This is a genomic window from Frankia sp. ACN1ag (assembly GCF_001414035.1).
Lineage (GTDB): Bacteria > Actinomycetota > Actinomycetes > Frankiales > Frankiaceae > Frankia > Frankia torreyi.
The window spans coordinates 143,854-168,219 of the sequence record NZ_LJPA01000001.1 but is presented as its reverse complement, the minus strand read 5'-3'; the positions used below and the strand labels follow the sequence as shown (position 1 = coordinate 168,219).

16 protein-coding genes and 6 pseudogenes are annotated in these 24,366 nt (G+C 72.2%); 17 read left to right on the top strand and 5 right to left on the bottom strand.

Annotated features, from left to right (window positions below; genetic code table 11):
* The first annotated feature begins 115 nt into the window (after positions 1–115).
* Positions 116–1,585 (top strand): CCA tRNA nucleotidyltransferase, encoded by a 1,470-nt coding sequence (locus UK82_RS00745; protein WP_044885646.1) that lies wholly within the window; start codon positions 116–118, stop codon positions 1,583–1,585.
* A 45-nt stretch (positions 1,586–1,630) separates the two neighbouring features.
* Here UK82_RS00745 and UK82_RS00740 read toward each other — a convergent pair.
* The 4 genes and pseudogenes from UK82_RS00740 to UK82_RS00730 all read right to left on the bottom strand — a co-directional run.
* A pseudogene (locus UK82_RS00740) lies at positions 1,631–2,833 on the bottom strand (MFS transporter); the annotation flags it as partial.
* Position 2,834: 1 nt separating this feature from the next.
* Positions 2,835–3,049, bottom strand: a pseudogene (locus UK82_RS34765) (MFS transporter); the annotation flags it as partial.
* 206 nt (positions 3,050–3,255) lie between these two features.
* On the bottom strand, positions 3,256–4,329 hold the full coding sequence (locus UK82_RS00735) for an inositol-3-phosphate synthase (RefSeq protein WP_044885644.1): 1,074 nt from the start codon (positions 4,327–4,329) through the stop codon (positions 3,256–3,258).
* 380 nt (positions 4,330–4,709) lie between these two features.
* Positions 4,710–5,224 (bottom strand): PadR family transcriptional regulator (locus UK82_RS00730; protein ID WP_236705316.1); only part of this gene is annotated, 515 nt, incomplete at its 3' end.
* A 584-nt stretch (positions 5,225–5,808) separates the two neighbouring features.
* Between UK82_RS00730 and UK82_RS00725 the strand changes: the two genes are divergently transcribed.
* The 16 genes and pseudogenes from UK82_RS00725 to ilvD all read left to right on the top strand — a co-directional run.
* Positions 5,809–6,213: a DUF5318 family protein gene (locus UK82_RS00725; protein ID WP_011607893.1), complete on the top strand. Its 405-nt coding sequence runs from the start codon at positions 5,809–5,811 to the stop codon at positions 6,211–6,213.
* Positions 6,214–6,593: 380 nt separating this feature from the next.
* A pseudogene (locus UK82_RS34755) lies at positions 6,594–8,885 on the top strand (transglycosylase domain-containing protein); the annotation flags it as partial.
* Positions 8,886–9,011: 126 nt separating this feature from the next.
* Positions 9,012–9,642: pseudogene (locus UK82_RS34750) on the top strand (penicillin-binding transpeptidase domain-containing protein); the annotation flags it as partial.
* A gap of 1 nt (position 9,643) precedes the next feature.
* A partial coding sequence (locus tag UK82_RS34745; protein ID WP_255354223.1) for a penicillin-binding transpeptidase domain-containing protein occupies positions 9,644–10,301 on the top strand: 658 nt, incomplete at its 5' end.
* Positions 10,302–10,472: 171 nt separating this feature from the next.
* Positions 10,473–12,482 (top strand): glycosyltransferase 87 family protein, encoded by a 2,010-nt coding sequence (locus UK82_RS00715; protein WP_044885641.1) that lies wholly within the window; start codon positions 10,473–10,475, stop codon positions 12,480–12,482.
* Between the two features lie 151 nt (positions 12,483–12,633).
* Positions 12,634–13,803, top strand: a complete 1,170-nt coding sequence (locus UK82_RS00710; protein WP_044885640.1) for a hypothetical protein — start codon at positions 12,634–12,636, stop codon at positions 13,801–13,803.
* A 173-nt stretch (positions 13,804–13,976) separates the two neighbouring features.
* Positions 13,977–14,282, top strand: coding sequence for a hypothetical protein (locus UK82_RS00705; protein WP_236705315.1), 306 nt, complete (start codon positions 13,977–13,979; stop codon positions 14,280–14,282).
* 243 nt (positions 14,283–14,525) lie between these two features.
* A complete protein-coding gene (rpsF, locus tag UK82_RS00700) occupies positions 14,526–14,852 on the top strand; it encodes a 30S ribosomal protein S6 (RefSeq protein WP_255354222.1) in 327 nt (108 codons plus the stop codon).
* Positions 14,853–14,915: 63 nt separating this feature from the next.
* A complete protein-coding gene (locus UK82_RS00695) occupies positions 14,916–15,449 on the top strand; it encodes a single-stranded DNA-binding protein (protein WP_055406006.1) in 534 nt (177 codons plus the stop codon).
* A gap of 50 nt (positions 15,450–15,499) precedes the next feature.
* Positions 15,500–15,736: a 30S ribosomal protein S18 gene (rpsR, locus tag UK82_RS00690; protein ID WP_009741495.1), complete on the top strand. Its 237-nt coding sequence runs from the start codon at positions 15,500–15,502 to the stop codon at positions 15,734–15,736.
* Positions 15,737–15,747: 11 nt separating this feature from the next.
* On the top strand, positions 15,748–16,194 hold the full coding sequence (gene rplI / locus UK82_RS00685) for a 50S ribosomal protein L9 (RefSeq protein WP_044885636.1): 447 nt from the start codon (positions 15,748–15,750) through the stop codon (positions 16,192–16,194).
* A 711-nt stretch (positions 16,195–16,905) separates the two neighbouring features.
* Positions 16,906–19,500: a replicative DNA helicase gene (dnaB, locus tag UK82_RS00680; protein WP_173667221.1), complete on the top strand. Its 2,595-nt coding sequence runs from the start codon at positions 16,906–16,908 to the stop codon at positions 19,498–19,500.
* A 143-nt stretch (positions 19,501–19,643) separates the two neighbouring features.
* Complete coding sequence (locus UK82_RS00675; RefSeq protein ID WP_044885635.1) at positions 19,644–19,988, top strand: antibiotic biosynthesis monooxygenase; 345 nt, start codon at positions 19,644–19,646, stop codon at positions 19,986–19,988.
* Positions 19,989–20,018: 30 nt separating this feature from the next.
* Complete coding sequence (locus UK82_RS00670) at positions 20,019–21,194, top strand: collagen-like protein (RefSeq protein ID WP_044885634.1); 1,176 nt, start codon at positions 20,019–20,021, stop codon at positions 21,192–21,194.
* Between the two features lie 111 nt (positions 21,195–21,305).
* A pseudogene (locus UK82_RS34740) lies at positions 21,306–21,734 on the top strand (dihydroxy-acid dehydratase); the annotation flags it as partial.
* Between the two features lies 1 nt (position 21,735).
* A partial coding sequence (gene ilvD / locus UK82_RS00665; RefSeq protein ID WP_236705314.1) for a dihydroxy-acid dehydratase occupies positions 21,736–23,159 on the top strand: 1,424 nt, incomplete at its 5' end.
* 60 nt (positions 23,160–23,219) lie between these two features.
* Here ilvD and egtD read toward each other — a convergent pair.
* Positions 23,220–24,272, bottom strand: a pseudogene (egtD, locus tag UK82_RS00660) (L-histidine N(alpha)-methyltransferase); the annotation flags it as partial.
* Positions 24,273–24,366 lie beyond the last annotated feature (94 nt).

The following is a 24,366-nucleotide window of genomic DNA, read 5'->3' as shown; positions in this document are numbered from 1 at the left end:
TGTGCCCGTTGATCCCGGTGGTCGGAACCGCGTCGCCGTGGCCGCGGTGTGATCGTCCCCGGCTCGTCCGGGTGCCGGTTCACCGCGTCCAACCCCGTAACCTGAAGGTGTGTCAGTGATCAGTCTGGACAACCCGCGCGACTCGGCCGAACGGGTGGTGAGTGAGCTGCTCAGGGTGCCGCCGGCCGCGGACGAGCTCGGTCGTGTCTTCGCCGCCCACGGCCACCTGCTCCACCTCGTCGGCGGCTCGGTCCGCGACGCCCTGCTCGGCCGGCCCGCCACCGGCGCCACCGGCGCCCCGGCCGACCTCGACTTCGCCACGGACGCCCGGCCCGAGCGGGTGCTGGAGATCACCCGGGGCTGGGCGGAGGCCACCTGGGAGGCGGGGATCGCCTTCGGCACGGTCGGGCTGGCCCGGCGCGGGCTGCGCTTCGAGATCACCACCTACCGCAGCGAGGCGTACGACCGGCAGTCCCGCAACCCGGCGGTCACCTACGGCGACAGCCTGGAGGCGGACCTGTCCCGCCGGGACTTCACCGTGAACGCGATGGCGGTGTCGGTCCCGGGCCACGACTTCGTCGACCTGTTCGGCGGGATGGCCGACCTCGCTCGCGGCGTGCTGCGCACCCCGGCGAGCCCGGAGGCGTCGTTCGACGACGACCCGCTGCGCATCCTGCGCGCCGCCCGGTTCGAGGCGGCCCTCGGGCTGACCCCGGTGCCCGAGCTGGTCGAGGCGATGCGCGCGCGGACCGAGCGGCTCGCGATCGTCTCCCCCGAACGGATCCGGGACGAACTGCGCAAGCTCATCCTCGCCGCCGATCCGGTGGCGGGCCTGGAGCGGCTCGTCGAGATCGGCGTCGCCGACATCGTGCTGCCCGAGGTCGCGGCGATGCGCATGGAGATCGACGAGCACCACCAGCACAAGGATGTGTACGCGCACACCCTGACCGTGCTGCGCCAGGCGATCGCCCTGGAGGAGCCGGGCGAACCCGACGAGGTGCTGCGCTGGGCGGCGCTGCTGCATGACATCGGCAAGCCGCGCACCCGGCGGCACATCCCGGGCGGCCGGGTGTCGTTCCACCACCACGAGGTCGTCGGCCGGGACATGACGCGGCGCCGGCTGGCCGCGCTGCACTTCCCCAAGGACGTCACGGACGCCATCTGCCGGCTCGTCTACCTGCACCTGCGGTTCCACGGCTACGGCGAGGGCGAGTGGACGGACGCGGCGGTGCGTCGCTACGTCCACGACGCCGGTCCCCAGCTCACCCGGCTGCACAAGCTCGTCCGCTCCGACTGCACCACCCGCAACCGGCGCAAGGCGGCGGCGCTGTCGCGCACCTACGACTCGCTGGAGGAACGGATCGCCGACCTCGCCGCGCGGGAGGAGATCGCGGCGATCCGGCCGGAGCTGTCCGGTGACGACATCATGGCGCTGCTCGGGCTCGCCCCATCCCGCCTGGTGGGCCAGGCCCGCGCGCACATGCTGGAGTTCCGCTTCGAGTGCGGCCTCGTCGGGCGCGAGGCGGCCGAGGCCGAGCTGTTCCGGTGGGCCCGCGAGCACGAGGTGCCGATCCCGGACGCGTGACCGGGCGGCCGGAGCAGCCGGGGCGATCGGGGCGATCGGGGCGGGTCAGCCGCGACTCTCGGCCGGCCCCGCGGAGATGATCGGGTTGATCCGGCCGGCGGGATCGGTCGGATCAACCGGCTCGGCGGGACCGCTGGGCGGGGGAACGGCCGGGTGCGGTGGCGGCCCGTCGCCCACGCCGCGGATCACCCGGTCCTCGGGGTGGCGGCGGGCGGCCCGGTAGTACACCAGCCCGGCCAGCGCGTAGCCCAGCCCGGCGACGATGACCACCGCGCCCGAGCGGCCGTCGTCGGGCAGGACGACGGCCGCGATCGCCGCCGCGGCCACGAAGGCGACGTTGAACAACAGGTCGTAGAGCGAGAAGGCGCGGCCGCGGTAGGCGTCGTCGGTCTCCTCCTGGACGATGGTGTCCACACAGATCTTGCTGGCCTGGGCGGAGAACCCGAGCAGCGCGCCGGCGACGATGAACAGGGGAGCCTGGAAGGGCAGGCCGAGCACCACCTCGACGACGCCCCCGAACACCAGGACCAGCGTGATCCAGCTCGATTTCGGCATCCGCCGGGTGACCCGCGGGGTCACGACGGCGGCGGTGACGGTGCCGATCCCGCTGGCGGTCACGACGGCGGCGAGACCCGTCAGCCCGCCCTCGTTGCCGGTGAAGTAGTTGCGGTACAGCAGCACCGTCATCACGAGGACCAGCCCGTAGGCCGCCCGCGAGCTGGTCAGCGCGGCGAGCGCCCGGCGGGCCGGGCCGTGGCCGGCGAGGTAGCGGGCACCGTCGACCATGTCGGCGACGACCTCGGTGGCCTGCCGCCAGGCTCCCTGCCAGGGCACGGCGACCACGGGACCGAAGTCGCCCCGGCCGGAGCGCGACGCCGTCATCATCGCCAGCAGGTAGGCGAGCGCCGCCAGGCCCGCGACGAGGGCCACCGTCCGGTCGTCGCCGCCGACGAGGCCCCGTACCCCGCTGCCGAGACCGGCGCCGAGCAGGGTCGCGACGGTGCCGGAGGTGACCGACAGGGCGTTGGCGGTGACGAGGCGGTCGACGTCGACGACGACGGGCAGCCCGGCGGACAGCGCCGCGAGGACGAAGCGGTTCACGCTCACCGACGCGAGCGCCACCGCGTAGAAGTCGACGCCGGTGCGCCCGGCGGCGATGAGGACCACCAGGATGGCCATGAGCACCATCCGCACGAGCGAGCTGACCACGAGCACCCGCTGGCGGGACGTCCGGTCCAGCACGATGCCNGCGAACGGGCCGATCACGCTGAAGGGCAGCACGACGATCGCCAGCGACGAGGCCAGCGCCCCCGCGGACGTCGCCCGCTCGGGGGAGAACAGCACGTAGCTGACGAGGGTCGCCTGGAAGACGCCGTCGGCGGCCTGGGAGGTGAGCCGGGCCGCGTACAGCATCCGGAACCGGCGGCCGCCAAGCAGCTCGCGGAGGTTCGCCGACCATGCCACGCCTGTCAGCGTAGGGCCACCCGGCCCGCCTCAGGTCACCGGTGGGCCTGCGCAGGCCCACTCGGGCCGCTTGCGGCGTGGCCGGGGGGTGTCACCGGGTTCGGCCGCCCCCTCCGGACGACCGAACCCGGCGCCCGCCTCCCCGGCCGGGGAAGCGGGCGTGCAGGCCGGGTGGACGGGCCCGCCGGGGCCCCGACGGGCCTCGCTCAGCCCTCGTTGCGGATGAACGCCTCGACCTTGTCGCGGGCCTCGTTGTCGCGGTACTGCTCCGGCGGGGACTTCATGAAGTACGACGAGGCGGACAGGATCGGCCCGCCGACGCCCCGGTCCAGGGCGATCTTGGCGCAGCGCACCGCGTCGATGACCACGCCGGCGCTGTTGGGGGAGTCCCAGACCTCGAGCTTGTACTCCAGGTTCAGCGGGACGTCGCCGAACGCACGACCCTCCAGCCGGACGTAGGCCCACTTGCGGTCGTCGAGCCAGGCCACGTAGTCCGACGGCCCGATGTGCACGTTGTCCTTGCCGAGGTCGTGGGAGACCTGGGAGGTCACGGCCTGGGTCTTGGAGATCTTCTTCGACTCCAGCCGGTCACGCTCGAGCATGTTCTTGAAGTCCATGTTGCCGCCGACGTTGAGCTGCATCGTGCGGTCGAGGACGACGCCGCGGTCCTCGAAGAGCTTCGCCATCACCCGGTGGGTGATGGTGGCGCCCACCTGCGACTTGATGTCGTCGCCGACGATCGGCACGCCGGCGGCGCGGAACTTCTCCGCCCACTCGGGCACCCCGGCGATGAACACCGGCAGGCAGTTGATGAAGGCGACCCCGGCGTCGATCGCGCACTGGGCGTAGAACTTCGCGGCGTCCTCGGAACCCACGGGCAGGTAGCAGACGAGCACGTCGGCCCGGGCCTCCCGCAGGGCGGCCACGACGTCGACCGGCGCCTCGTCCGACTCCTCGATGGTCTCGCGGTAGTAGCGGCCGAGGCCGTCGAGGGTGTGACCCCGGGAGACGGTGATGCCGAGCGGCGGCACGTCAGCGATCTTGATGGTGTTGTTCTCGCTGGCGACGATGGCCTCGGAGAGATCGCGGCCGACCTTCTTGGCGTCCACGTCGAACGCGGCGACGAACGTCAGGTCGGAGACGTGGTAGTCGCCAAGCGTCACGTGCATCAGCCCGGGGACCTGCGCCGACGGGTCGGCGCCGCGGTAGTACTCGACCCCCTGGACCAGAGAGGCGGCGCAGTTGCCCACGCCGACAATGGCGACACGTACCGAACCCATGACGGTCTACTCCTTAGCTGCGATTTCTATGGAAGTGGAAATATCGGGCATCCAGCTCCGCCACGACGCCGCCCGCCAGCCGAAGGCAGGGTGCGGGCGCCGCTACGCGGTGCCACTCACCGGCCGGCCGGAACCTCACCGTCGGGGTCCGGGCCGGCCTCGGCCGGGGCGTGCCTGTTCCGGGTGCGCGCGTCGCCGTCGTTGCCGCCGTGCGTGCCGTCGAGATAGGTGCCGCGTCCGTCCCGCCGCCACGAGCGGGAGGGGGGAGCGTGCCCGGCTCCGGTCCGGTGGATGGCTCCGATCCTGTGGATGGAGCTGTGGACAACCCTGTGGACGCTGTGGACAACTGTGGTTCCGTGAAGCCGGTCGGGGCGCTGGCNCGCTCCGTCTCGATCAGCTCGTTGAGCCACCGGACCTCGCGTTCCACCGACTCGAGCCCATGACGCTGCAGCTCGAGGGTGTAGGTGTCGAACCGCTCGACGGTCCGGGTCAGGGCCGAACGTACCTTCTCCCGGCGCTCCTCGAGCCGGCCGCGGCGCCCCTCCAGGATGCGCAGGCGGACGGCGGCGTCCGTCTTCGCGAAGAAGGCGAACCGCACGCCGAACATCTCGTCCTCCCAGGAGGACGGGCCACCCTCACCGAGCAGCTCGGCGAGCTTCTCCTTGCCCTCGCCGGTCAACGTGTAGACGACCCGACTGCGCCCGCCGAGCCGGGTCGTCGCGCTGACGTCGTCCGCGGTGACGTACCCGGCGTCCGCGAGGCGGCGCAGGCAGGGGTAGAGCGAGCCGTAGCTGAACCGGTGGAACGCGCCGAGGACCGCGGCCAGCCGCTTGCGCAGCTCGTAGCCGTGCATCGGGCTCTCGGAGAGCAGGGCGAGAACCGCCAGTTCCAGCATGACCCGCCCTCCCTCGACCGTGCCCCGGCCGCGGGCCTGATCGCCGCCCGGCCTGCCGCCTCGTTGCGCGGCGCTTCCTGCTGTGCCTCGCTCGTGCTGTTCCCCCGATACTGTCGCTCCGACATATCGAAGCGATACATCGAGGATAGACGTCTCGGGACGAGCGCCGCAACCAGGAATGACCATCCGGCGACCAGGAGATGACAGAACGACACCTCCACCTCTGGGCGCGGTCGCGGCGCGGCCCCTGCCGGCTGCCACCAGGGGCCGGTGCCGCTCGGTCCCCCGGTGATCTCGCCGCAGCCGGTGGTTGACCCGAGAACTGCTTGTTCGCAGGGGTGATCGGCGTCCGATCCAGTCGTGGCCCGCTCACCCGCGTGACCGCGCCGGGGCTGGCGGAGCCCACCGAGCGACCTTGCTGTGGGTGGGGCCGGCGTCACAGTGTCATCCGGCTCACAGTGGCCGTGGGGCCCGCGCTGGGGCGTGCGGGCCTGGCCGTTGCACGGGCGGCGGACGGCAGTCCGTTCGGTGACCATCTGTCCGGACCATCTGCCTGGAACACGTCCGCGGCGTACCGTTGAGACATGCGGTCGCGGTCGGTCATCGACTACGCGCTCGCCCGCCGGGCGACGCTCGCGGATCTGTTCGCGGGTCGGGTGTCCTCGCTCGACGTCTGTGACGCGCACCCCTATCTGCTGCGCGCGGCCAAGTACCACGGCGAGCCGACCAGCAAGCGTTGTCCGGTCTGCCGCGGCGCCGATCCGCTCATCCACGTCACCTACACCTACGGCGACGAGCTCGGTGAGAGCTCCGGCCGCGTGCGGGCGACGAAGGACCTCCCGGCGCTCGCGGCGAGGTACAGCGAGCTGCGGGTCTACGTCGTCGAGGTATGCCGCCCGTGCGGGTGGAACCACCTGATCACGTCCTACGTGATCGGCACCGGCGAGCCGAAGGCGAAGCGTCAGCACCGCCGTGCCGCCGATACCTGACGGTGCACGCCTGCCGCCCTCTCTGCCTTCCCGGCCGCGCCGCACCGCTGCGCCGTCCGGCGCGACCGCGGTCCGGGCGCCCTGCGCGAGCGGGCGGAATCTGGCGTGAGATCCTGGTCTGCCATGTGGGTGTCGCGGCGGGTCCAGGCGTGGTGCCGACCACGAGTGGTCCCGTTCCGTGACCTTGCCGGTGTGAGCCCGGCGAGTGGCCCGGCCCTGCGTGGTCGGCCGAGTCCCGCCCAGGGCCTGTGGCCCCCGGCGTACACCACGGCCGGGTTCCAGCGGGATCGGACCGGTGGGGGCCGGACCTTCGGTAGCGGTCGGGGGTGCCGGCCCGTCCCCTGTGGCGGATCGGCGACCGGGGAGTCCCAGAGCGACGGATGGAGCGGTTGGTGAGCTCTCCCTACGACCGGGGCGCCTACCGGGGCGGCCCGGATTCGGACCCGACGCGGTCCGAACCCGGCCAGCCTCAGGACGCGTCCCCCGATCGGGCTAGGCGCGACCGGATCGCCCGAGCCGGCCAGCCTGGCCGGCCGGACTCGCCTGCCCGGGCCGGCCACGACGGCCCGCCGCCGGTCGACCGCCCCCGCGGCGAGCGCACCGCCCTGGTGCCGGCGGCCGGTCGGTCCGCCGCCGGACGCGCCGCCCTGGTGCCGCCCGCCGGACCCGTCGGGCCAGCGGGAGTTGCCGGACCCTCCGGGCCAGTGGGAGTTGCCGGGCCGCCGGGAGTTGCCGGGTCGGCCGGGTCGGCTGGGTCGGCTGGTCCCGGCGGGCGTGCCGGGGGACCGCCGCCTCGCGCGGTGGCTCCCGCCGAGGCCGCGCAGCCCGACCGGCGCCCGGGTGCCGGCGCCGCGGCGATCCCCACCGCCGGCTGGGTACCCGACCACGGCTCGGCCGCCCGGGCCGCGGGTCGTGGGGTGCCCTCCGGCCCCGATCCGGTCGCCGACGAGCGGGCCGGCCGCGCCGCCGCCGCCCGTAGTGTCTCCCCCGAGCGGGTCGCCTCCCCCGGGCGGGGACCGGAGCGTGCAACGCCCGACCGGGCGGCTGCCGAGCGGTCGCTGCCTGGCGGCGCATCCGAATGGCCCGTGACCCGCGCGGCGGGCCGGCAGACAACGTCCGACGCACCCGGCCGCGTTCCGGCAGCCCCCCGTGATCCGGCGACGTTCCGGGATGCCGGGAGGCCCCGAGATGCGGGTCCCACCCGAGATGCGGGTCCCACCCGCGCGGTCGCGGGCGGACCGTTCATCCCGGTGGTGGACCCGAGGGGTGGCACCGGCCCCGATCAGCCGCCCGTGGGCGGGAACGGAACCGATCCGCGTCGCCGCGCCGACCGGCTGGCCGGCGACGAGCCCGCCGTCCGCGGCGGGCGGGGGCGGGAGCGCACCGGCGGACGAGGCGTGCCGGACCGGCGCTCGGGCGGTATGGCCGGAGTGGGCGATCGGAGCGGGCCCGACCTGGACCGCCCGTCCGGCCCACCGCTGCCGACCGGACGCGATCGGGCCGCTGGCGCCCCGCGGACCTCGGCGGAGGTGAACACGATCTACGACACCGTCGACCAGGCGGCCCTGCGCCGGGTCGACGTCAGCGAACGCACCGCCGACGCGACCGTCTACCGCAAGGTGACGGCGGAGCAGGCCGGGCGAGACGCGGCGGCCGGTGCCGGCATGACGGAGGTGACGCCGGTGCGCCGGGTCGCCGGGCGGCGCCGTGACCGGCCCACCCAGGCGACCGAGCGAATGGCGCTTCGGGTCGGCGAGCTGGAGGCGGCCGAGGGCCGCACCGGCCCGCCCCGGCCCGGCGCCCGCCGTCCCACGCCCGCGCGCACCGGGCCGGGGCGGGGCGCTCCCGCGCGCTCGTCGCGGGCGGCGATGGGAGGCCCGGACGGACCGGGTGGACCCGAGGGGCCGGGCGGTGGGGGTCGTTCCCCCAGGCCGGGCGAGGGCCGTCGTGGCCCGAAGTGGTGGCGACGGCGGCCACGCTGGCTGCGTCGGCTCGTGCTCGCCGGGGTCTTCTCGTCGATCCTGCTGTTCGTCGCCGGCGTCGCCGTCGTCTACGCGGCGACCCGGGTGCCGCTGCCCGGCGAGGTGAAGACCGACCAGACCTCGATCATCTTCTACGGTCCGCCGGCCGGAACGAACCAGGGAACCGGCGACGAGCTTGCGCGCATCGGGACGGTGAACCGCACCGACGTGCCGTTGGCCCAGGTGTCCAAGGAGATGCAGCACGCGGTGCTCGCGGCCGAGGACAAGAACTTCTACAGCGAGCCCGGCATCTCGCCGAAGGGTATCGCGCGGGCGCTCTACGTCAATGTCACCGGCGGCGACCTGCAGGGTGGTTCGACCATCACCCAGCAGTACGCGAAGAACGCCTATCTGAGCCAGGAGCGCACGTTCAGCCGCAAGATGCGGGAGATCGTGCTCGCGGTGAAGCTGGACCGTAAGTACTCCAAGGACCAGATCCTGGAGTTCTACCTGAACACGATCTACTTCGGCCGCGGTGCCTACGGTATCGAGGCCGCGGCAAAGGCGTACTACAACACGAGCGCGGCCAATCTGACCGCGAGCCAGGGCGCGGTGATCGCCGGGTTGATCCGCTCGCCGAACTATCTCGATCCGGCGAAGAACCCGGTCCCCGCCGCCAACCGCTGGCACGACGTCGTGGCGACTATGGTCNCCAAGGGCTGGGCACCGGCAGGCCTCGCGCAGGAGACCCCGCCGCCGCCGCTGGCCAAGGCGGAGGACGCGGCCGCCTCCTCCGACCAGGTTGCCTACATTCGTGAGCAGGTCAAACGCGAGCTGATGGCCCACGGCATCACCGAGGACCAGATCAACCGCGGCGGTCTGCGGATCACCACGACCATCGACAAGGGCCGCCAGATCGCCGCTTTCCAGGCCGTCAGCGGGGTGCTCAGCCAGGCGTACGCCGCCGTGCCGGACCTGCGCACCGGCCTGTCCGCGGTGGAACCCGGCACCGGGCGGATCCTCGCCTGGTACGGCGGGTCGCTGTACGGCAAGGACGCCCAGGGACACGAGCAGTACCAGGACAACGTCTCCCAGGCGGAGGTGCAGTCCGCCTCCACCTTCAAGACGATCACCCTGGTCGCGGCGCTACAGAAGAACATCAACCTGAAGTCGACCTTCGCCGCGCCCGCGAAGATCACTCTTCCGGGCGACTACGTGGTCGGCAACGACGAGGGCGAGGCGGGCGACCTCGGCTACAAGGACCTCATCGAGGCCACCGCCGCCTCGATCAACACGGTCTACGTGCCGCTCGGCCAGAACATCGGCGTGCAGAACGTCGTCAGCACGGCGCACCTGCTCGGCATCCCGGACAACACCGCGCTGCCGATCGAGGCCGGCATCACGCTGGGCAAGGACCCCGTCCACGCCATCGACATGACCTCGGTGTACGCCACCCTCGCCGCGGGCGNCGTCCGGGCCAAGCCGCACATGGTCGACAAGGTGGTGGACGGCACCGGGCAGGTCATCTACTCGGGTAACCCGGAGGCGAAGCAGGTCATCCCGACCACCGTGGCGCGCGACGCCACCTACGCCCTGCAGAGCGTCATCACCGATCCCACCGGCACCGGCACCAAGGCGAGACTGGCCGGCGGGCGCGAGGCGGCCGGCAAGACCGGCACATCGACGGACTTCCGCTCCGCGTGGTTCTGCGGCTACACCAAGGAGGTGTCGTCCTGCGTCGACATGTTCCGCGGCGGCGGCACCGACAAGGAACTACTCAAGGGCATTCCCGGGGCGGAGAAGGGTGTCTACGGCGGCACCTATCCGGCCCGGATCTGGAAGGCCTTCATGGACGCGGCCCTGCAGGGCGTGCCCAAGTCGAAGTTCGACCCGCCGGCGTTCGGTGGACTGGTCCAGGACAACGAGCCGGCACCCACGCCCACGCCGACGGACACCCCGAGCACCGCGCCGACGTCGGGCCTCACTGATCTGCTGGGCGGCCTGTTCAGCGGAAACGGCGGCGGTCAGCAGCAGCCGCAGCAACAGGAGCAACAGCAGCAGCCCGGAGCGAACCGCCCGAACCGTTCGTCCAAACCGCCGGGGCTCTTCACAGACCCTTTGGGGTGACCGGTGGGCCGACCGCGCCGGCGGGTTCGGGACATCGGGGCATCGTCGAGATGCGAACCCGCAATCCCGAGTCCGCCGCGGCGGGCGGCGGTCCGTCCACCGGCCCCACCCCCGGGTGACTGCTCCCCTGCCGGAACTGCGGTCCCCGGCCCGAGCGGGCCGTGTACCACAATGGCCCGCATGGCCACGACACCGGCGTCTCCCGCCCGCGTCAGCCCGGCCCGGGAGGACCCGGTCGTGGCGGGCGCGAGCCAGCTCATCGGCGGGCCGCCGGGCGAACACGCGGTCCTTGCGGACCGGCGGACCTGGCTGACCCCGCTGCGCGTGCTGATGGCCCTGGCCATCGTGGCCAGCGTGCTCGGCTACACGCAGAAGATCGGCTGTCGGGACACCCGAACCTGGACGCACGAGCACCAGTACAGCGCGCTGTGCTACTCCGACGTCGTCGCCCTCTACAGCCAGGAGGGCCTGGTCGACGGGAAGATCCCCTATCTGGACTACCCGACGGAGTACCCGCCGCTGATCGGCGCGGCGATGGCCCTCATCTCCTGGCCCGCGGGCCACGCCTCCGGCCCTAAGGCGGTCTACCGGGACGAGGGCGGCCGTCGGGTGTTCGACCACTACACGATGGACCGGCGCTCGGCTGTCTTCTACGACCTCACGGCGCTGCTGTTCATGGTCGCCGTGTGCGTGGCGGTGGCCTGCACCGCGTTGACGGCCGGATCCCGGCGGGTCTGGGACGCGGCGCTGTTCGCGCTGGCGCCCGCGCTCGTCCTGCATCTGCTGACGAACTGGGACATCCTCGCGGTGGCGTTCGCGGCCGGTGGCCTGCTCGCCTGGTCCAGACGGGCACCGCGGCTGGCCGGCCTGCTCCTCGGCCTGGGCATCCTCACCAAGCTGTACCCGGTGCTGTTTCTGATCGGGCTGGGCTTCCTCTGCCTGCGTGCCGGGAAGCTGCGGGAGCTGGCGAAGACCGTCACCACGGCGATCGTGACGGTGATCGTCGTCATCGTGCCGCTGTGGCTGTCCGCCGGCTACTTCGACGAGCAGAGCAACAAGGTCGGCGACAGCATCTGGACGACCTTCTGGCGCGGCGGGGACTGGCTGCGCCTGCTCGGCGGGGGCCCGGACGGGGCACGCAACGGTCTCGCCCGGTTCATCGACCTGAACTCCGACCGGGGCGCCGACTGGGACTCGGTGGCCTTCGGCGCGACCTGGCTCGCAGACCGTCACGACCCCGCCTGGTTCGGCCCGCTGCACCTGGTGGTCTGCGTGGTGATGGCGGTCGTCGTCCTCGCGGTGGCGGCGGCGCTCATCGTGCACCGCCCGGATACCCGCCGCCTCGTCGCCGCCTCGTCGGTAGCGGCGTGGGGGACCGTCGCGATCGGCGTTCCGCTGGTCCTGCAGGGCATCCGTGAGCACGGCCTGCCCATCGGGACACTGAACATCATCACTGCCGCGACCCTGGTGGTCGCGGTCGTCGCGATCGGGCTGCTCACCTGGTTCGCGCCGCGCCGGCCGCGGCTGCCCCAGGTGCTGTTCCTGCTGGTCGTCGCGTTCCTGTTGAGCAACAAGGTCTTCTCTCCTCAGTACACGATCTGGCTGCTCCCCCTGGTCGCGCTGGCCCGGCCGCGGTGGCGGCTGTTCCTGCTCTGGCAGGCATGCGAGGCGTGGGTCCTGTTCACCCGCTTCATGCATTTCATCTACAACGACACCCAGGGCCGGCACGGGATCGACCGGGGCTGGTTCGTGGGCGCGGTGGCGCTGCGCGACCTGGTGCTGGTCGTCATGGCGGCGTTCGTGGTGCGGGAGATCCTGCATCCGCGGACGGATGTGGTGCGGACCGGGGGGTCGCTGGACCCGGCCGACCGAATCGCCGTGGATCGGCCGGCGGCGGGGCTGGACCCGGACGCGGTGGACGACCCGGCCGGAGGGGTCCTGGATCACGCGCCCGACGTACGCGGTGGCTGGCGCGGCCGGCCGACGAGGCCGGCACGTGGCGCCCCGGAGCCGGAGCCGGCAGCCATCGCCGCGTCACCAGCAGCGGAGCCGCCAGCCGGGTCCGCCCCGCGGCCGGAGCTCGCGCCGATGGAGCCGGGGGCGCTGTTCCGGCCGCGGCAGAACCGGTCGGACACCGTCGGCGGAGCGGAACCCGACGGCAGCGGATCCGCTGGTGGCTGAGGCCGCTCAGGGGAACCCGATCGGTCAGGGGAACCCGATCGGTCAGGGGAACCCGATCGGTCAGGGGGACCCGATCGGTCAGGGGGAGCGGCCCGGTCAGGGGACGCGGGACCATGAGAGGGAGCGGGACGGATCGGGAAGCCGGGGCGGCGTGGACGAACTCGCCGGCCCTCGCGGCCTCATCGGCACCGCCCGTTCGGGCTGGTCCCGTCTGCCGGAGTCCGTTCGGGCCACGCTGCCGCTCTGGCTCGGCAGCCGGATCGCCGTAGCGCTCCTCTCCCTCGCCGCGGCGAGGACGCTGACCTCGCGTCCGGCTCGCGACGCTCCCGGGCTGCGCACCCTCTGGGACCACTGGGACGTCGGCCTGTTCACCAAGGTCGCCCGGTATGGCTATCTCTCCCCCGCCTACTCGGACCGCACCGAGGTCGACTTTCCCGGCCTGCCGCTGGCTATCCGCCTCGTCCATCTCGTCGTGCCGGACTGGATCGCCGCCGGTCTCGTCGTCTCCCTGCTCGCCGGCGCCGTCACCGCGGCCGCGCTCTGGCGACTGGCCGCGGACGAGGTGGGTGCCCCGGCCGCGAGGTTCGCCGTCGTCAGCCTGATCTCCTTCCCGTACGCGGTGTTCCTGTTCGCCGCCTATTCGGAGGGGCTGTTCCTGGCGTTCGCGACGGCGTCCTGGCTGGCCGCCCGCCGACAGCGCTGGTGGCTGGCCGGCCTGCTCGGCGCGGGGGCGGCGGGCACGCGGATCAGCGGCATCGCCTTCGGCGTGGCACTCGCCGTGCAGTACGTCGTCGGCCGGCGTGCCGCGGGACGGCCGGTGTTCGCCTGGCCGGCGCTGTCGTTGGCCCTTCCGCCGATCCCGGTCCTCGCCTACCTGGGCTACCTGCGCGCGCACACCGGCGGCTGGAGTGCCTATACCGACGCCATGCGCGACGGCTGGCATCGCGGCACCGACTGGCCCTGGTCCGGATGGGCGGCCACCTGGGCGTCGGCGACCGACGGCAACGGGGCGTCGACCTTCGTGTGGTTCTGGCGGGGGGAGCTGCTCGCGGTGGTCGTCGGCGTGCTGCTGACGGTCGTCCTGCTGGTCGGCCGGAGGTGGGGGGAGGCAACCTTCGTCGGCGTGATGACCACGATCATGGCCTGCACGAACTACTACGCCTCGGGGATCCGCGGAATTCTGGTCGCCTTCCCGCTCTACCTACTGCTCGCGCGGGCCGCCGCGCGCAGCCCCCGGGTCGCGCCGGTGTATCTGTTTCTGTGCGTCCCCGTGATGGCGGCGCTGGTCATCGCCTTCACCCAGGGTCAGTGGGTCGACTGACCCCGCCCGACGCGTTGGATGTCGGTGTGGCGGTACGACCCTCCGGACGGGGGATGCGCGACGATGTCGTTGACGCGTGTGTCGCCGCGTCGGGGCCAAGCGACGAAAGGGGCGATGCGGTGGATACCGGGGATCCCCGGCCGGGTCGGCCTGACGTCGGATTCGGGGCCGGCGTGGACGCTTCTTCCGGTGAGGGCCGCCCGGACGGCGGCAGCTCGGATGACGGCAGCTCGGATGACGGTCGCTCGGACGGCGCCGCGGGCATGGGTCCGCGCTCCTACGCCCGACTGGCGGCCGGGCTCGCGGGCCTGGCCGCGCTCGCGGTGCTCGGGCTGGCGATCGCGGATCCCGCTCCGTCGCGGCACCTGCGCGGGTTGCTCGTCTCGGTTGATCTCGTCTGCCTGGCCGGGGTGGCGGCCGCCTGGCTGCGTGTAGTCCTGGTCGTCGGGGCGCCCGGGATGCCGAAAAGGATCGAGTAAGCTCGTCGGGACACGCCGTGCGTCGGCGCACGCGTCTGTTCGCTGGTCAGCCGGTGATCTCGTCGGGATCATCAGCCTGCCGTGAGCGGCCGTAGTGCACTGCTGGTCGTCCGGATGTGCCGGTGGGCGATCCTTCCTGGATTCGCGCCGCCGCGCGCGTCCGCGGCGACGCAGATCCGTTCCACGGCTCCTCCTGCCACGGAGAATCCGTGGCCGCTGAGTCCACAGGAGGTGGGTTCAACCTTGGCACGTCACTACGAACTCATGGTGATCCTCGTATCGGATCTCGAGGAACGCACCGTTGCGCCGTCTCTCGACCAGTACCTCGGCGTCGTCCGGCAGGGCGGCGGTGTGGTCGAGAAGGTCGACATCTGGGGTCGGCGCCGGCTCTCCTACGAGATCGCGAAGAGCAACGAAGGTATCTACGCGGTGATCGACCTGCACGCGGAGCCGGACGTGGTCGCCGAGCTCAACCGTCAGCTCGTCCTGAACGAGTCGGTCATCCGCACGAAGGTCATCCGGCTTCCCGAGCCGAAGAAGCCTCGCCAGAGCCGCCGGGTGGCGGCATGACCCGGTCCGCGGCGACGGCGATCTCCTCGCCTTCGCGGACCGCCGACATCCGGGAGGGCGCCCGTGGCCGGTGAGACGATCATCACCGTCGTTGGCAACCTGACCAGCGACCCCGAGCTGCGGTTCACGTCGAACGGCGCCGCGGTGGCGAGCTTCACCATCGCCTCCACGCCGCGCACGCTGGACCGCCAGACCAACGAGTGGAAAGACGGCGAGGCGCTGTTCCTGCGCTGTTCCATCTGGCGTCAGGCCGCCGAGCACGTCGCCGAGTCGCTGCAGAAGGGCGCCCGGGTCATTGTCACGGGCCGGCTCAAGCAGCGCTCGTTCGAGACTCGCGAGGGTGAGAAGCGCACTGTGATTGAACTCGAGGTCGACGAAGTCGGCCCCAGTCTGCGTTACGCGACCGCCAAGGTCGTCCGCGCCGCCCGCGGTGGCGGCAGTGGCGGTGGCGGTGGCGGTGGCTACAGCGGCGGTGGCGGTGGCGGCTACGGCGCGCCCGCCAGCGTCCCCTCCGGCGCGCCGGCCGGCGGAGTCCCCAATGATGATCCCTGGTCGCAGCAGCCGGCCGGTGGCTACTCAGACGAGCCTCCGTTTTGAGCGGGCGCTCGTCGTCCTCGCGGTCGACACAACGAGGTAGGAGCACTTCCGTGGCCAAGGCGGCCGTGCGCAAGCCCAAGAAGAAGGTTTGCGTCTTCTGTAAGGACAAGGTCGAGTACATCGACTTCAAGGACACCTCGCTGCTGCGCAAGTACATCTCGGACCGGGGCAAGATTCGCGCCCGGAGGGTGAGCGGCAACTGCAGCCAGCACCAGCGCGACGTGGCGACGGCGGTGAAGAACAGCCGCGAGATGGCGCTGCTGCCCTACACCGCCTCGGCCCGCTAGGGGGTGGCGGGATGAAGCTCATCCTGACCCAGGAGGTCCCCGGCCTCGGCAGCCCGGGTGACATCGTCGAGGTCGCCAACGGCTACGGGCGCAACTACCTGGTGCCGCGCAAGTACGCGATCCTCGCGACGAAGGGCGCGGAGCGCCAGGTCGAGCAGATCAAGCGGGCCCGCTCGGCTCGGGCGGTCCGTGACCTCGGCCATGCCCAGGAGATCGCCGGCCAGCTCGGCGGACTCAAGGTCGAGCTGATCGGCCGGGCCGGCAAGGAAGGCCGGCTGTTCGGCTCGGTGACGGCGGCCGACGTGGTCGACGCTGTCACCGCGGCGGGCGGTCCCGAGCTGGACCGTCGGCGCGTCGAACTGACCACGCCGATCAAGTCCCTCGGGGCGTACACGGTCGCCGTGCACCTCCACCCCGAGGTGACCGCGTCGGTGAAGCTTCAGGTCAAGAAGGCATAGGACCGGCGGCACCGCCCTCGGGAGGCGGCATTGCCGCCTCGCCGGCGAGGCGCGGATGCCCCGGACTGACGAACTCCCCCGGCCGAACCACCCCAGCGGTGGTCCTCGGTCCGGGGGAGTTCGTCGTTGCGGGACCGGTCCGCGACGAACTTTCTTCCGCCCCGGTTTATCCACAGGATGCGGGTCGGCTGTGCTTGCTGCACCTGCGGACCCTCGGCCTCGTGGTCCTTGTTTTCCACAGGGTGTGAGCCGCTGTCCCGAGCTCCTCCCCAGGTTCCGGCAGGTTACCCACAGCTTTTCCACATGGGCCTGTGGATAACTTTTTGGTGGGGGTGCTCGTCGATCCGTATGGTCGGACCCTCCAGACTGGGTCCGCCGGACTCGCCTGGCCAGCTCGGCGGCCGCTCACCAGGTACACGGGTCGCGTAGCGGTGCGACCGGTCGCCGCGTGGCGCCTCGGTCGGAACGGACTGCCGAACCGGATCGCCGAGGCAGGGACGCCGAGGCAGAAACGCCGGTGGGGCGAGCAGTCGAGGGTGGGTCGGTCNAGGGTCCGGCGGTCGGACGGCCGCCGGACCGGACGCGGCGTGACGGGGGTCGACGGATGGCCGAGATCTGCTGGACGTGGCGGCGTGGCCCGTTGACCGCAGCTCTGATGTGTACGAACATGTGTTCGAATCTGGATCTGCGGGAGAGCGGGGAGGGTGCGTCGTGAGCGTCACCGAGATCTCGCGCGGAGGCGCAGGCGGCGGCGCGGAGTTCGAGCGGACCCCGCCCCACGACCTTCCGGCCGAGCAGAGCGTGCTCGGCGGCATGCTGCTGTCGAAGGACGCCATCGCCGACGTCGTCGAGGTCCTGCGGATGGCGGACTTCTACCGCCCGGCCCACGGACTCGTCTACGAGGTCATCGGCGACCTGTACGGCCGGGGCGAGCCCGCCGACGTCATCAGTGTCGCGGCCGAGCTCAGCCGCCGCGACCTGCTGGAGCGGGTCGGCGGCCCGGGGTACATGCACACCCTGATCTCGAGCGTGCCCACCGCGGCGAACGCCGGCTACTACGCGCGCATCGTCGCCGAGAAGGCGATCCTGCGCCGCCTCGCCGAGGCCGGCACCCGCATCGTCCAGCTCGCCTACGGCGCCGCCCCCGACGTCAGCGACGTCGTGGACCGTGCTCAGGCCGCCGTGTACGAGGTCACCGAGCGGCGGTCGAACGACGACTACCTGCCGCTGGGAGAGCTGCTCAACCCGGCCCTGGAGGAGATCGAGTCGATCCAGGGCCGCGGGGAGGGCGCGCTGACCGGCGTGCCGACCGGCTTCGTCGACCTCGACGAGCTCACCAACGGCCTGCACGGCGGCCAGCTCTGGATCGTCGCGGCCCGCCCGGCCGTCGGTAAGGCGCTGGCCCTCGGCACTGCGCTCCCTACCCCGACCGGCTGGACCACGATGGGCCGCGTCGCCGTCGGCGACATGCTGATCGGTGCCGACGGGCGGCCGACGCGTGTGGTCGCCGCCACCGACGTGATGCACGGCCGGCCGTGCTACGAGGTCGAGTTCTCCGACGGGTCCGTGATCGTGGCGGACGGACAGCATCAGTGGATCACGCAGACCTGGGCGGAGCGTCGCCGTGACGGCACGGTTCGTTCGGGCTCCCGCGCCGCGACGCTCACCAGACCGGTCACCACGGAGGAGATCGCTCGCACTCTGCGTTGTCGGACTGCCGATCGCCGGTGCAACCATGCGGTGCGTATCGCCGGCCCATTCCAGTTGCCGGCGGTCGACCTGCCGGTCGACCCCTATGTGCTGGGAGCCTGGCTCGGTGACGGAACGTCGGCCTGCGCGAGCCTGACCTCGGCTGATCCGGAGATTCCCGAGGAGATCCGGCGCCGGGGATACGAGGTCGTGGGCAGCACCAGTGCGAGGTATCGCTATCGACTGGGGCTGCGGCGGTCCGCGGTGACCGAGAGGGCCTGCATGGTGTGCGGGCGGCCGTTCACCAACGCGATGCCCGGCGTCCGCACCTGTGGCCAGTCCTGCGGGGGCAAGCTGCGTTTCCTCGCGGAGCCGCTCCCGGCTCGATGCTGCGTGGACTGCGGGGGCCGGATAACCAGTTTCGGGCCGCGCTGCCGTTCCTGCCACGCCCGGGCCGGGACGTTGCAGGCCCGGCTGCGCACCCTCGGTGTGCTGGGCGACAAGCACATCCCGGCCGGCTATCTGCGGGCGAGCGAGCAGCAACGCCGTGACCTGCTGGCAGGCCTGCTGGACACCGACGGCACCGTGGCGAGCAACGGGTCGACCGTCCAGTTCGCCTCCACCAACCCGAGGCTGGCCCGAGAGGTGCGTGAGCTCGTTCTCTCGCTGGGCTATCGGGCGACCGTCACGACGAAGCGGGTGCGGGGCAGGTCGGAGGAGACGTCCACCTGTTTCACGGTGAACTTCGCTCCCCAGGATCAGGTCTTCCGGCTTGCGCGCAAGGCCGCCCGACTGCGGCCGACCGGACACCCGACGGTGGCGGTGCGGTACATCACGGACGTCCGACCGATCGCATCTGTGCCGGTCCGCTGCGTCGAGGTCGACAGTCCCGATCACCTCTACCTCGCGGGCGAGACCTGTATCCCGACCCATAATTCGACCCTCGGTTTGGATTTTGCCCGGGCGGCGTCGATCAAGAACGGGCTGACCTCGGTCATCTTCTCGCTGGAGATGAGCCGGATGGAGATCACCATGCGGCTGCTGTCGGCCGAGGCGCGGGTGTCGCTGCAGAACATCCGCACCGGCCGGCTCACCGACGACGACTGGGCGAGGCTGGCCCGCCGGATGGGCGAGGTGGCCGAGGCGCCGCTGTTCATCGACGACAGCCCGCACCTGACGATGATGGAGATCCGGGCCAAGGCCCGCCGGCTCAAGCAGCGCAACGAGCTGCGTCTGGTCATCCTCGACTACCTGCAGCTCATGTCGTCGCCGAAGAAGGTCGAGAGCCGCCAGCAGGAGGTCAGCGAGATCTCCCGGTCGCTGAAGCTGCTGGCCAAGGAGCTCGACGTGCCGGTCGTCGCGATCTCCCAGCTCAACCGCGCCTCCGAGCAGCGGGCCGACAAGCGCCCCCAGGTCTCCGACCTGCGCGAGTCCGGCAGCCTCGAGCAGGACGCCGACGCGGTCATCCTGCTCTACCGGGAGGACACGGTCGAGAAGGAGTCGGCGCGCGCCGGGGAGGCGGACCTCATCATCGCCAAGCACCGCAACGGGCCGACCGGCACCGTCACCGTCGCCTTCCAGGGGCACTACTCGCGCTTCGTCGACATGGCGAACTGACTGCTGCCCGGCCCCGTGCCCAGCCCGGCGCCCACCTGCGCCGGTCGGCGGACCACGATCCCCGGACGGTGACACACTGGGCGCTATGACGACCGGGAACGTGGGGACGACCGGGAACATGCAGCACATTGAGGAGACGTCCGGTGAGTGACGGCGGGAACAGCGGGCCCGAGGCGTCGGGCGTCCTGGAGATCGCCCACTTCGACGTGCAGCCCGGCACCGAGGAGAAGTTCGTGGCCGCCTATCAGGAGGTGCGCACGGAGGTGGTCGGCACGCCCGGCTGCCGGTCCGCGCGGCTGACGCGGGGCATCGAGTCGCCGTCGAGCTTCGTGCTGCTGGTCGAGTGGGACGGACTGGACAGCCACCTGAAGAACTTCCGGGAGTCCGACCGTTTCGTCCGCTGGCGCGCGGCGCTCGGACCGTACTTCGCCGGTCCGCCGTCCGTGGCGCACGGCGTGGACGTCCCGGCCGGTCCCGACCCGGCCTGACCTGCCCCGCGACCGCCTGGACCCCTGACCATGGCAGCGTTCTTCGGGTATCTGTTCGTCGCGCCGTTGACGGCCGGTTTCTTCGGCTTCCTCATCTGGCTGATCCCGGCGATCCTGCTCCGCGAGCAGATCACCAGGTTCCAGATCCGCCCGTTCGCGTTCTTCGTGACCGGCTACGCCTTCACCGGCGTCCTGACCCTCTACCTGCTCATCGCTCGATCCTGGGTAGGGCCGATCGCCGGCACCGCTGCCTCGCTGGGACTCGTCTGGGTGATCCGGGATCAGTGGCGGCGGCGCCGGCCCCTGGCCAGCCGACAGGGGACTCGCCGGGGCGGCCCGCCGCAGCCCGGCCAGCCGGGACCCGGCGGTCAGCAGCCGGTCGGGTACCCCGGCCAGCCGATCGGCCACCCGGGTCAGCCCGGTTTTCCGGCTCAGCCTGGCTATCCGGGTCAGCCCGGCCACCCGGGTCAGGCCGGCTTTCCCGGTCAGTCCGGCTATCCGGGCCAGGTCGGGCAACCAGGCTATCCGGGCCAGGTGGGTCAACCGGGCTATCCGGGTCAGCTCGGGCATCCAGGTTGGCCGGGCCCGCCGGGTCGGCCCGGCGGGCCAGGTCAGCCCGGTTATCAGGGTCCGGCGCCGGCCGCCTACCCGACCGGTCAACCGGGTGGCGGGGTGCCCGCCCCACCGCCAGGCTGGCCTGGCGCGCCGACGGGCGGCCCGGCGGCCGGCGGTCGCGGCGGGACACCTCCGGGGAAGCCGGACGCCCGCCCACCCGGGACCGAGGACGGTCCACCCGGCACGGACTTCCCGGCGATCCCGGACTACCCGCCGATGGCCGAGCAACCATCGGACCTCGACCTCCCCCCCATCCCCGGCTTTCCGCCGATCCCCGACTACCCGCCGATCCCGCCGATCCCGCCGATCCCCGACTACCCGCCGACCTTCGACGCGCTCACGGACCCCAAGGCCGGCCGCGGCGGCGGGGATGATTCCGACCGCCCGGCCGATCCGGCCGATCCGGCCGGTGGGCCGGATGGTGGGCCGGCAACCGGCGCTGGCTCGCCGCCCGGTCCGGCGGGGGGTCGCAATGCCGGTCGCCGGATTGCCGGCTACCCCTGGGCCGCCCCGCCGCCCGGGCAGCGTCCGGGTGGCGCGTCCCCGCGACAGCCGCGGTCGGCACCCGACGAACCCGACTCCGACGGCTGACCGGGCAGTTGCGCAGGGTGGCGTCCGGGATGTGGCGTACCGTCGTGACATCGCCAGTCCGCTGCCGGCGGCCCTCGTCGGGGCGTAGCCGTCGTGACGTCCGAGGTCGAGATGCCCGCTCTCCGCTCCCGTACCACCACGCATGGCCGGAACATGGCCGGGGCCCGCGCCCTGTGGCGCGCGACCGGCATGACCGATGACGACTTCGGCAAGCCGATCATCGCCATTGCGAACAGCTTCACCCAGTTCGTGCCGGGTCACGTGCATCTGCGTGACCTCGGCGCCCTGGTCGCGGAGGCGGTTGCGGAGTCCGGCGGGGTGGGCCGGGAGTTCAACACGATCGCGGTCGACGACGGCATCGCGATGGGGCACGGCGGGATGCTGTACTCGCTGCCGTCGCGGGAGATCATCGCCGACAGCGTCGAGTACATGGTCAACGCGCACTGCGCCGACGCGCTGGTCTGCATCTCCAACTGCGACAAGATCACCCCCGGCATGCTGCTCGCGGCACTGCGGCTCAACATCCCGACCGTGTTCGTCNCCGGCGGGGCGATGGAGTCCGGCAACGCGGTGATCTCCGGGGGCACTGCCCAATCCAAGCTCGACCTCATCACGGCGATGTCCGCGGCGGTGAACCCGGAGGTCTCCGACGGCGACCTGTCGACGATCGAGCGGTCGGCGTGCCCCACCTGTGGCTCCTGCTCCGGCATGTTCACCGCGAACTCGATGAACTGCCTGACCGAGGCGATGGGGCTTTCCCTGCCCGGCAACGGCTCGACGCTGGCCACCGCCGCCGCCCGCCGTGAGCTGTTCGTCGAGGCCGGCCGGCTCGTCGTCGACCTGGCCCGGCGTTACTACGAGAAGGACGACGAGGCCGTCCTGCCCCGCTCGATCGCGACGGCGGCGGCGTTCCGCAACGCGTTCGCCGTGGACGTGGCGATGGGCGGCTCGACGAACACCGTGCTGCACCTGCTCGCTGCCGCCGTCGAGGCCGGCGTCGACGTGACGCTCGCCGACATCGATCAGATCTCCCGCACCGTGCCCTGTCTGTGCAAGGTCGCGCCGAGTTCCACCCGGTACTACATGGAGGACGTGCACCGGGCCGGCGGGATCCCGGCGATCCTCGGCGAGCTGGACCGGGCCGGCCTGCTCGACCAGGACACCCACTCGGTGCACGCGGCCAGCCTGCGGGAGTTCCTCGACCGTTGGGACATCCGCGGCGCGGACCCGGCGCCGGACGCCGTCGAGCTGTTCCACGCGGCGCCGGGCGGGGTGCGCACCATCGAGCCGTTCAGCTCGACCAACCGCTGGGATTCCCTCGACACCGACGCGGCGAACGGCTGCATCCGCTCCGTCGAGCACGCCTACTCCGCCGAGGGCGGCCTCGCCGTTCTGTTCGGCAACCTCGCCACCGACGGCGCGGTCGTCAAGACCGCCGGGGTGGACGAGAGTCAGTGGTCCTTCCGTGGCCCGGCGCTCGTCGTCGAAAGCCAGGAGGATGCGGTCGACGCCATCCTGAACAAGCGGGTCCAGGCCGGCGATGTGATCATCGTCCGGTATGAGGGCCCCCGCGGCGGTCCCGGCATGCAGGAGATGCTCTACCCGACCGCCTTTCTCAAGGGGCGGGGGCTCGGGCCCAAGTGTGCGCTGATCACCGACGGCCGGTTCTCCGGCGGGAGCTCGGGCCTGTCGATCGGCCACGTCTCGCCGGAGGCGGCGCACGGCGGCACGATCGCCCTCGTCCGTGACGGCGACATCATCGACATCGACATTCCGACGCGCAGGCTGGAGCTGCTCGTCTCGGACGAGGAGCTGACGCGGCGCCGTGCCGAGCTGGAAGCGGCCGGCGGCTATCGGCCGGCGGACCGGGAGCGCACCGTCTCGGCGGCCCTGCGCGCCTACGCCGCGATGGCGACCTCGGCGTCGACCGGTGCCGCCCGCGACGTCAGCCTCCTCGGCGGCTGACGGCGGGGCGGCTGACGGCGGGGGCGGCTGGCGGCCTGCCCTCGGGCGGGCTGCCGGGGCTCAGACCGGGGCTGCCGAGGGCGCGGTCGAAGGCGTCGCGAGGGTCACGGCGAAGTCGCCCTCGGGGTCGGTCCACTGTTGGGCCACCGCCCAGCCGGCATCCGCCAGCTCCGCGGTGATGCCGTCCCGGGTGAACTTCGCGCTGATCTCGGTCAGCAGGTCCTCCCCGCGCTGGAAGTCGATGGCCAGCGCGAGGGAGTCGATGGTCACCCGCTGGTCGCGGACCGCGCGCAGCCGCATCTCGATCCAGGAGTCCGCCGCGTTCCAGCGGGCGACGTGCGCGAAGCCGCGGATGTCGAAGTCCGCACCCAGCTCCCGGTTGATCACGGTGAGCACGTTGCGGTTGAACGCGGCGGTCACCCCGGCCCCGTCGTCGTAGGCGGCGACGAGCCGGTCCGGATCCTTGACCAGGTCCGTGCCGAGCAGCAGGGCGTCGGTGGAGCCGCACTGCTCGCGCAACGCGCGCAGGAAGGCACCGCGCTGGACGGGCCGCATGTTGCCGATCGTGCCGCCGAGGAAGGCGATGAGGCGCCGACCACCGCCGGGCAGGTGCGACAGATGCCGCTCGAAGTCGCCGACGACGGCGTGCACGGCAAGGTCCGGGTAGGCGGCGATGAGGCTGCGACCGGCCTGCGTCAACGTGGACTCGTCGACGTCGAACGCGACGAACCGGCGCAGGTCGCCGCCAGCCCGCAGGGCGTCGAGCAGCAGCCGCGTCTTCTCGGACGTACCCGAGCCCAGTTCGACGAGCGTGTCCGCGGCGCAGGCGGCCGCGATGGCGCCCGCGTGGCCGTCGAGGACCGCCCGCTCACGCCGGGTGGGGTAGTACTCCGGCAGCCTGGTGATCTCGTCGAACAGCATGCCGCCGGCGGCGTCGTAGAACCACTTGGGTGGCAGTTCCCGCGGGTTCGCGGTGAGCCCGGTGAGCACGTCGCGGGCCAGGTTGACGGCGCGATCCGCCGCATTCACGTGCCTGTCCAGGGTCAGCCCCGCAGGCGGTGCCGTCCCGGCGACCGTGCCGTCCCTGCCGGCGGCGCCGTCCATGCCGGTAGTNCCGGCGCCACCCGCGGGGGTGGTCGTCGGAGTCCTCGCTGTCATCGTGGCGCCCTCCATCGACGTGGTGCAACCCACAGTAACCGATCTAAGG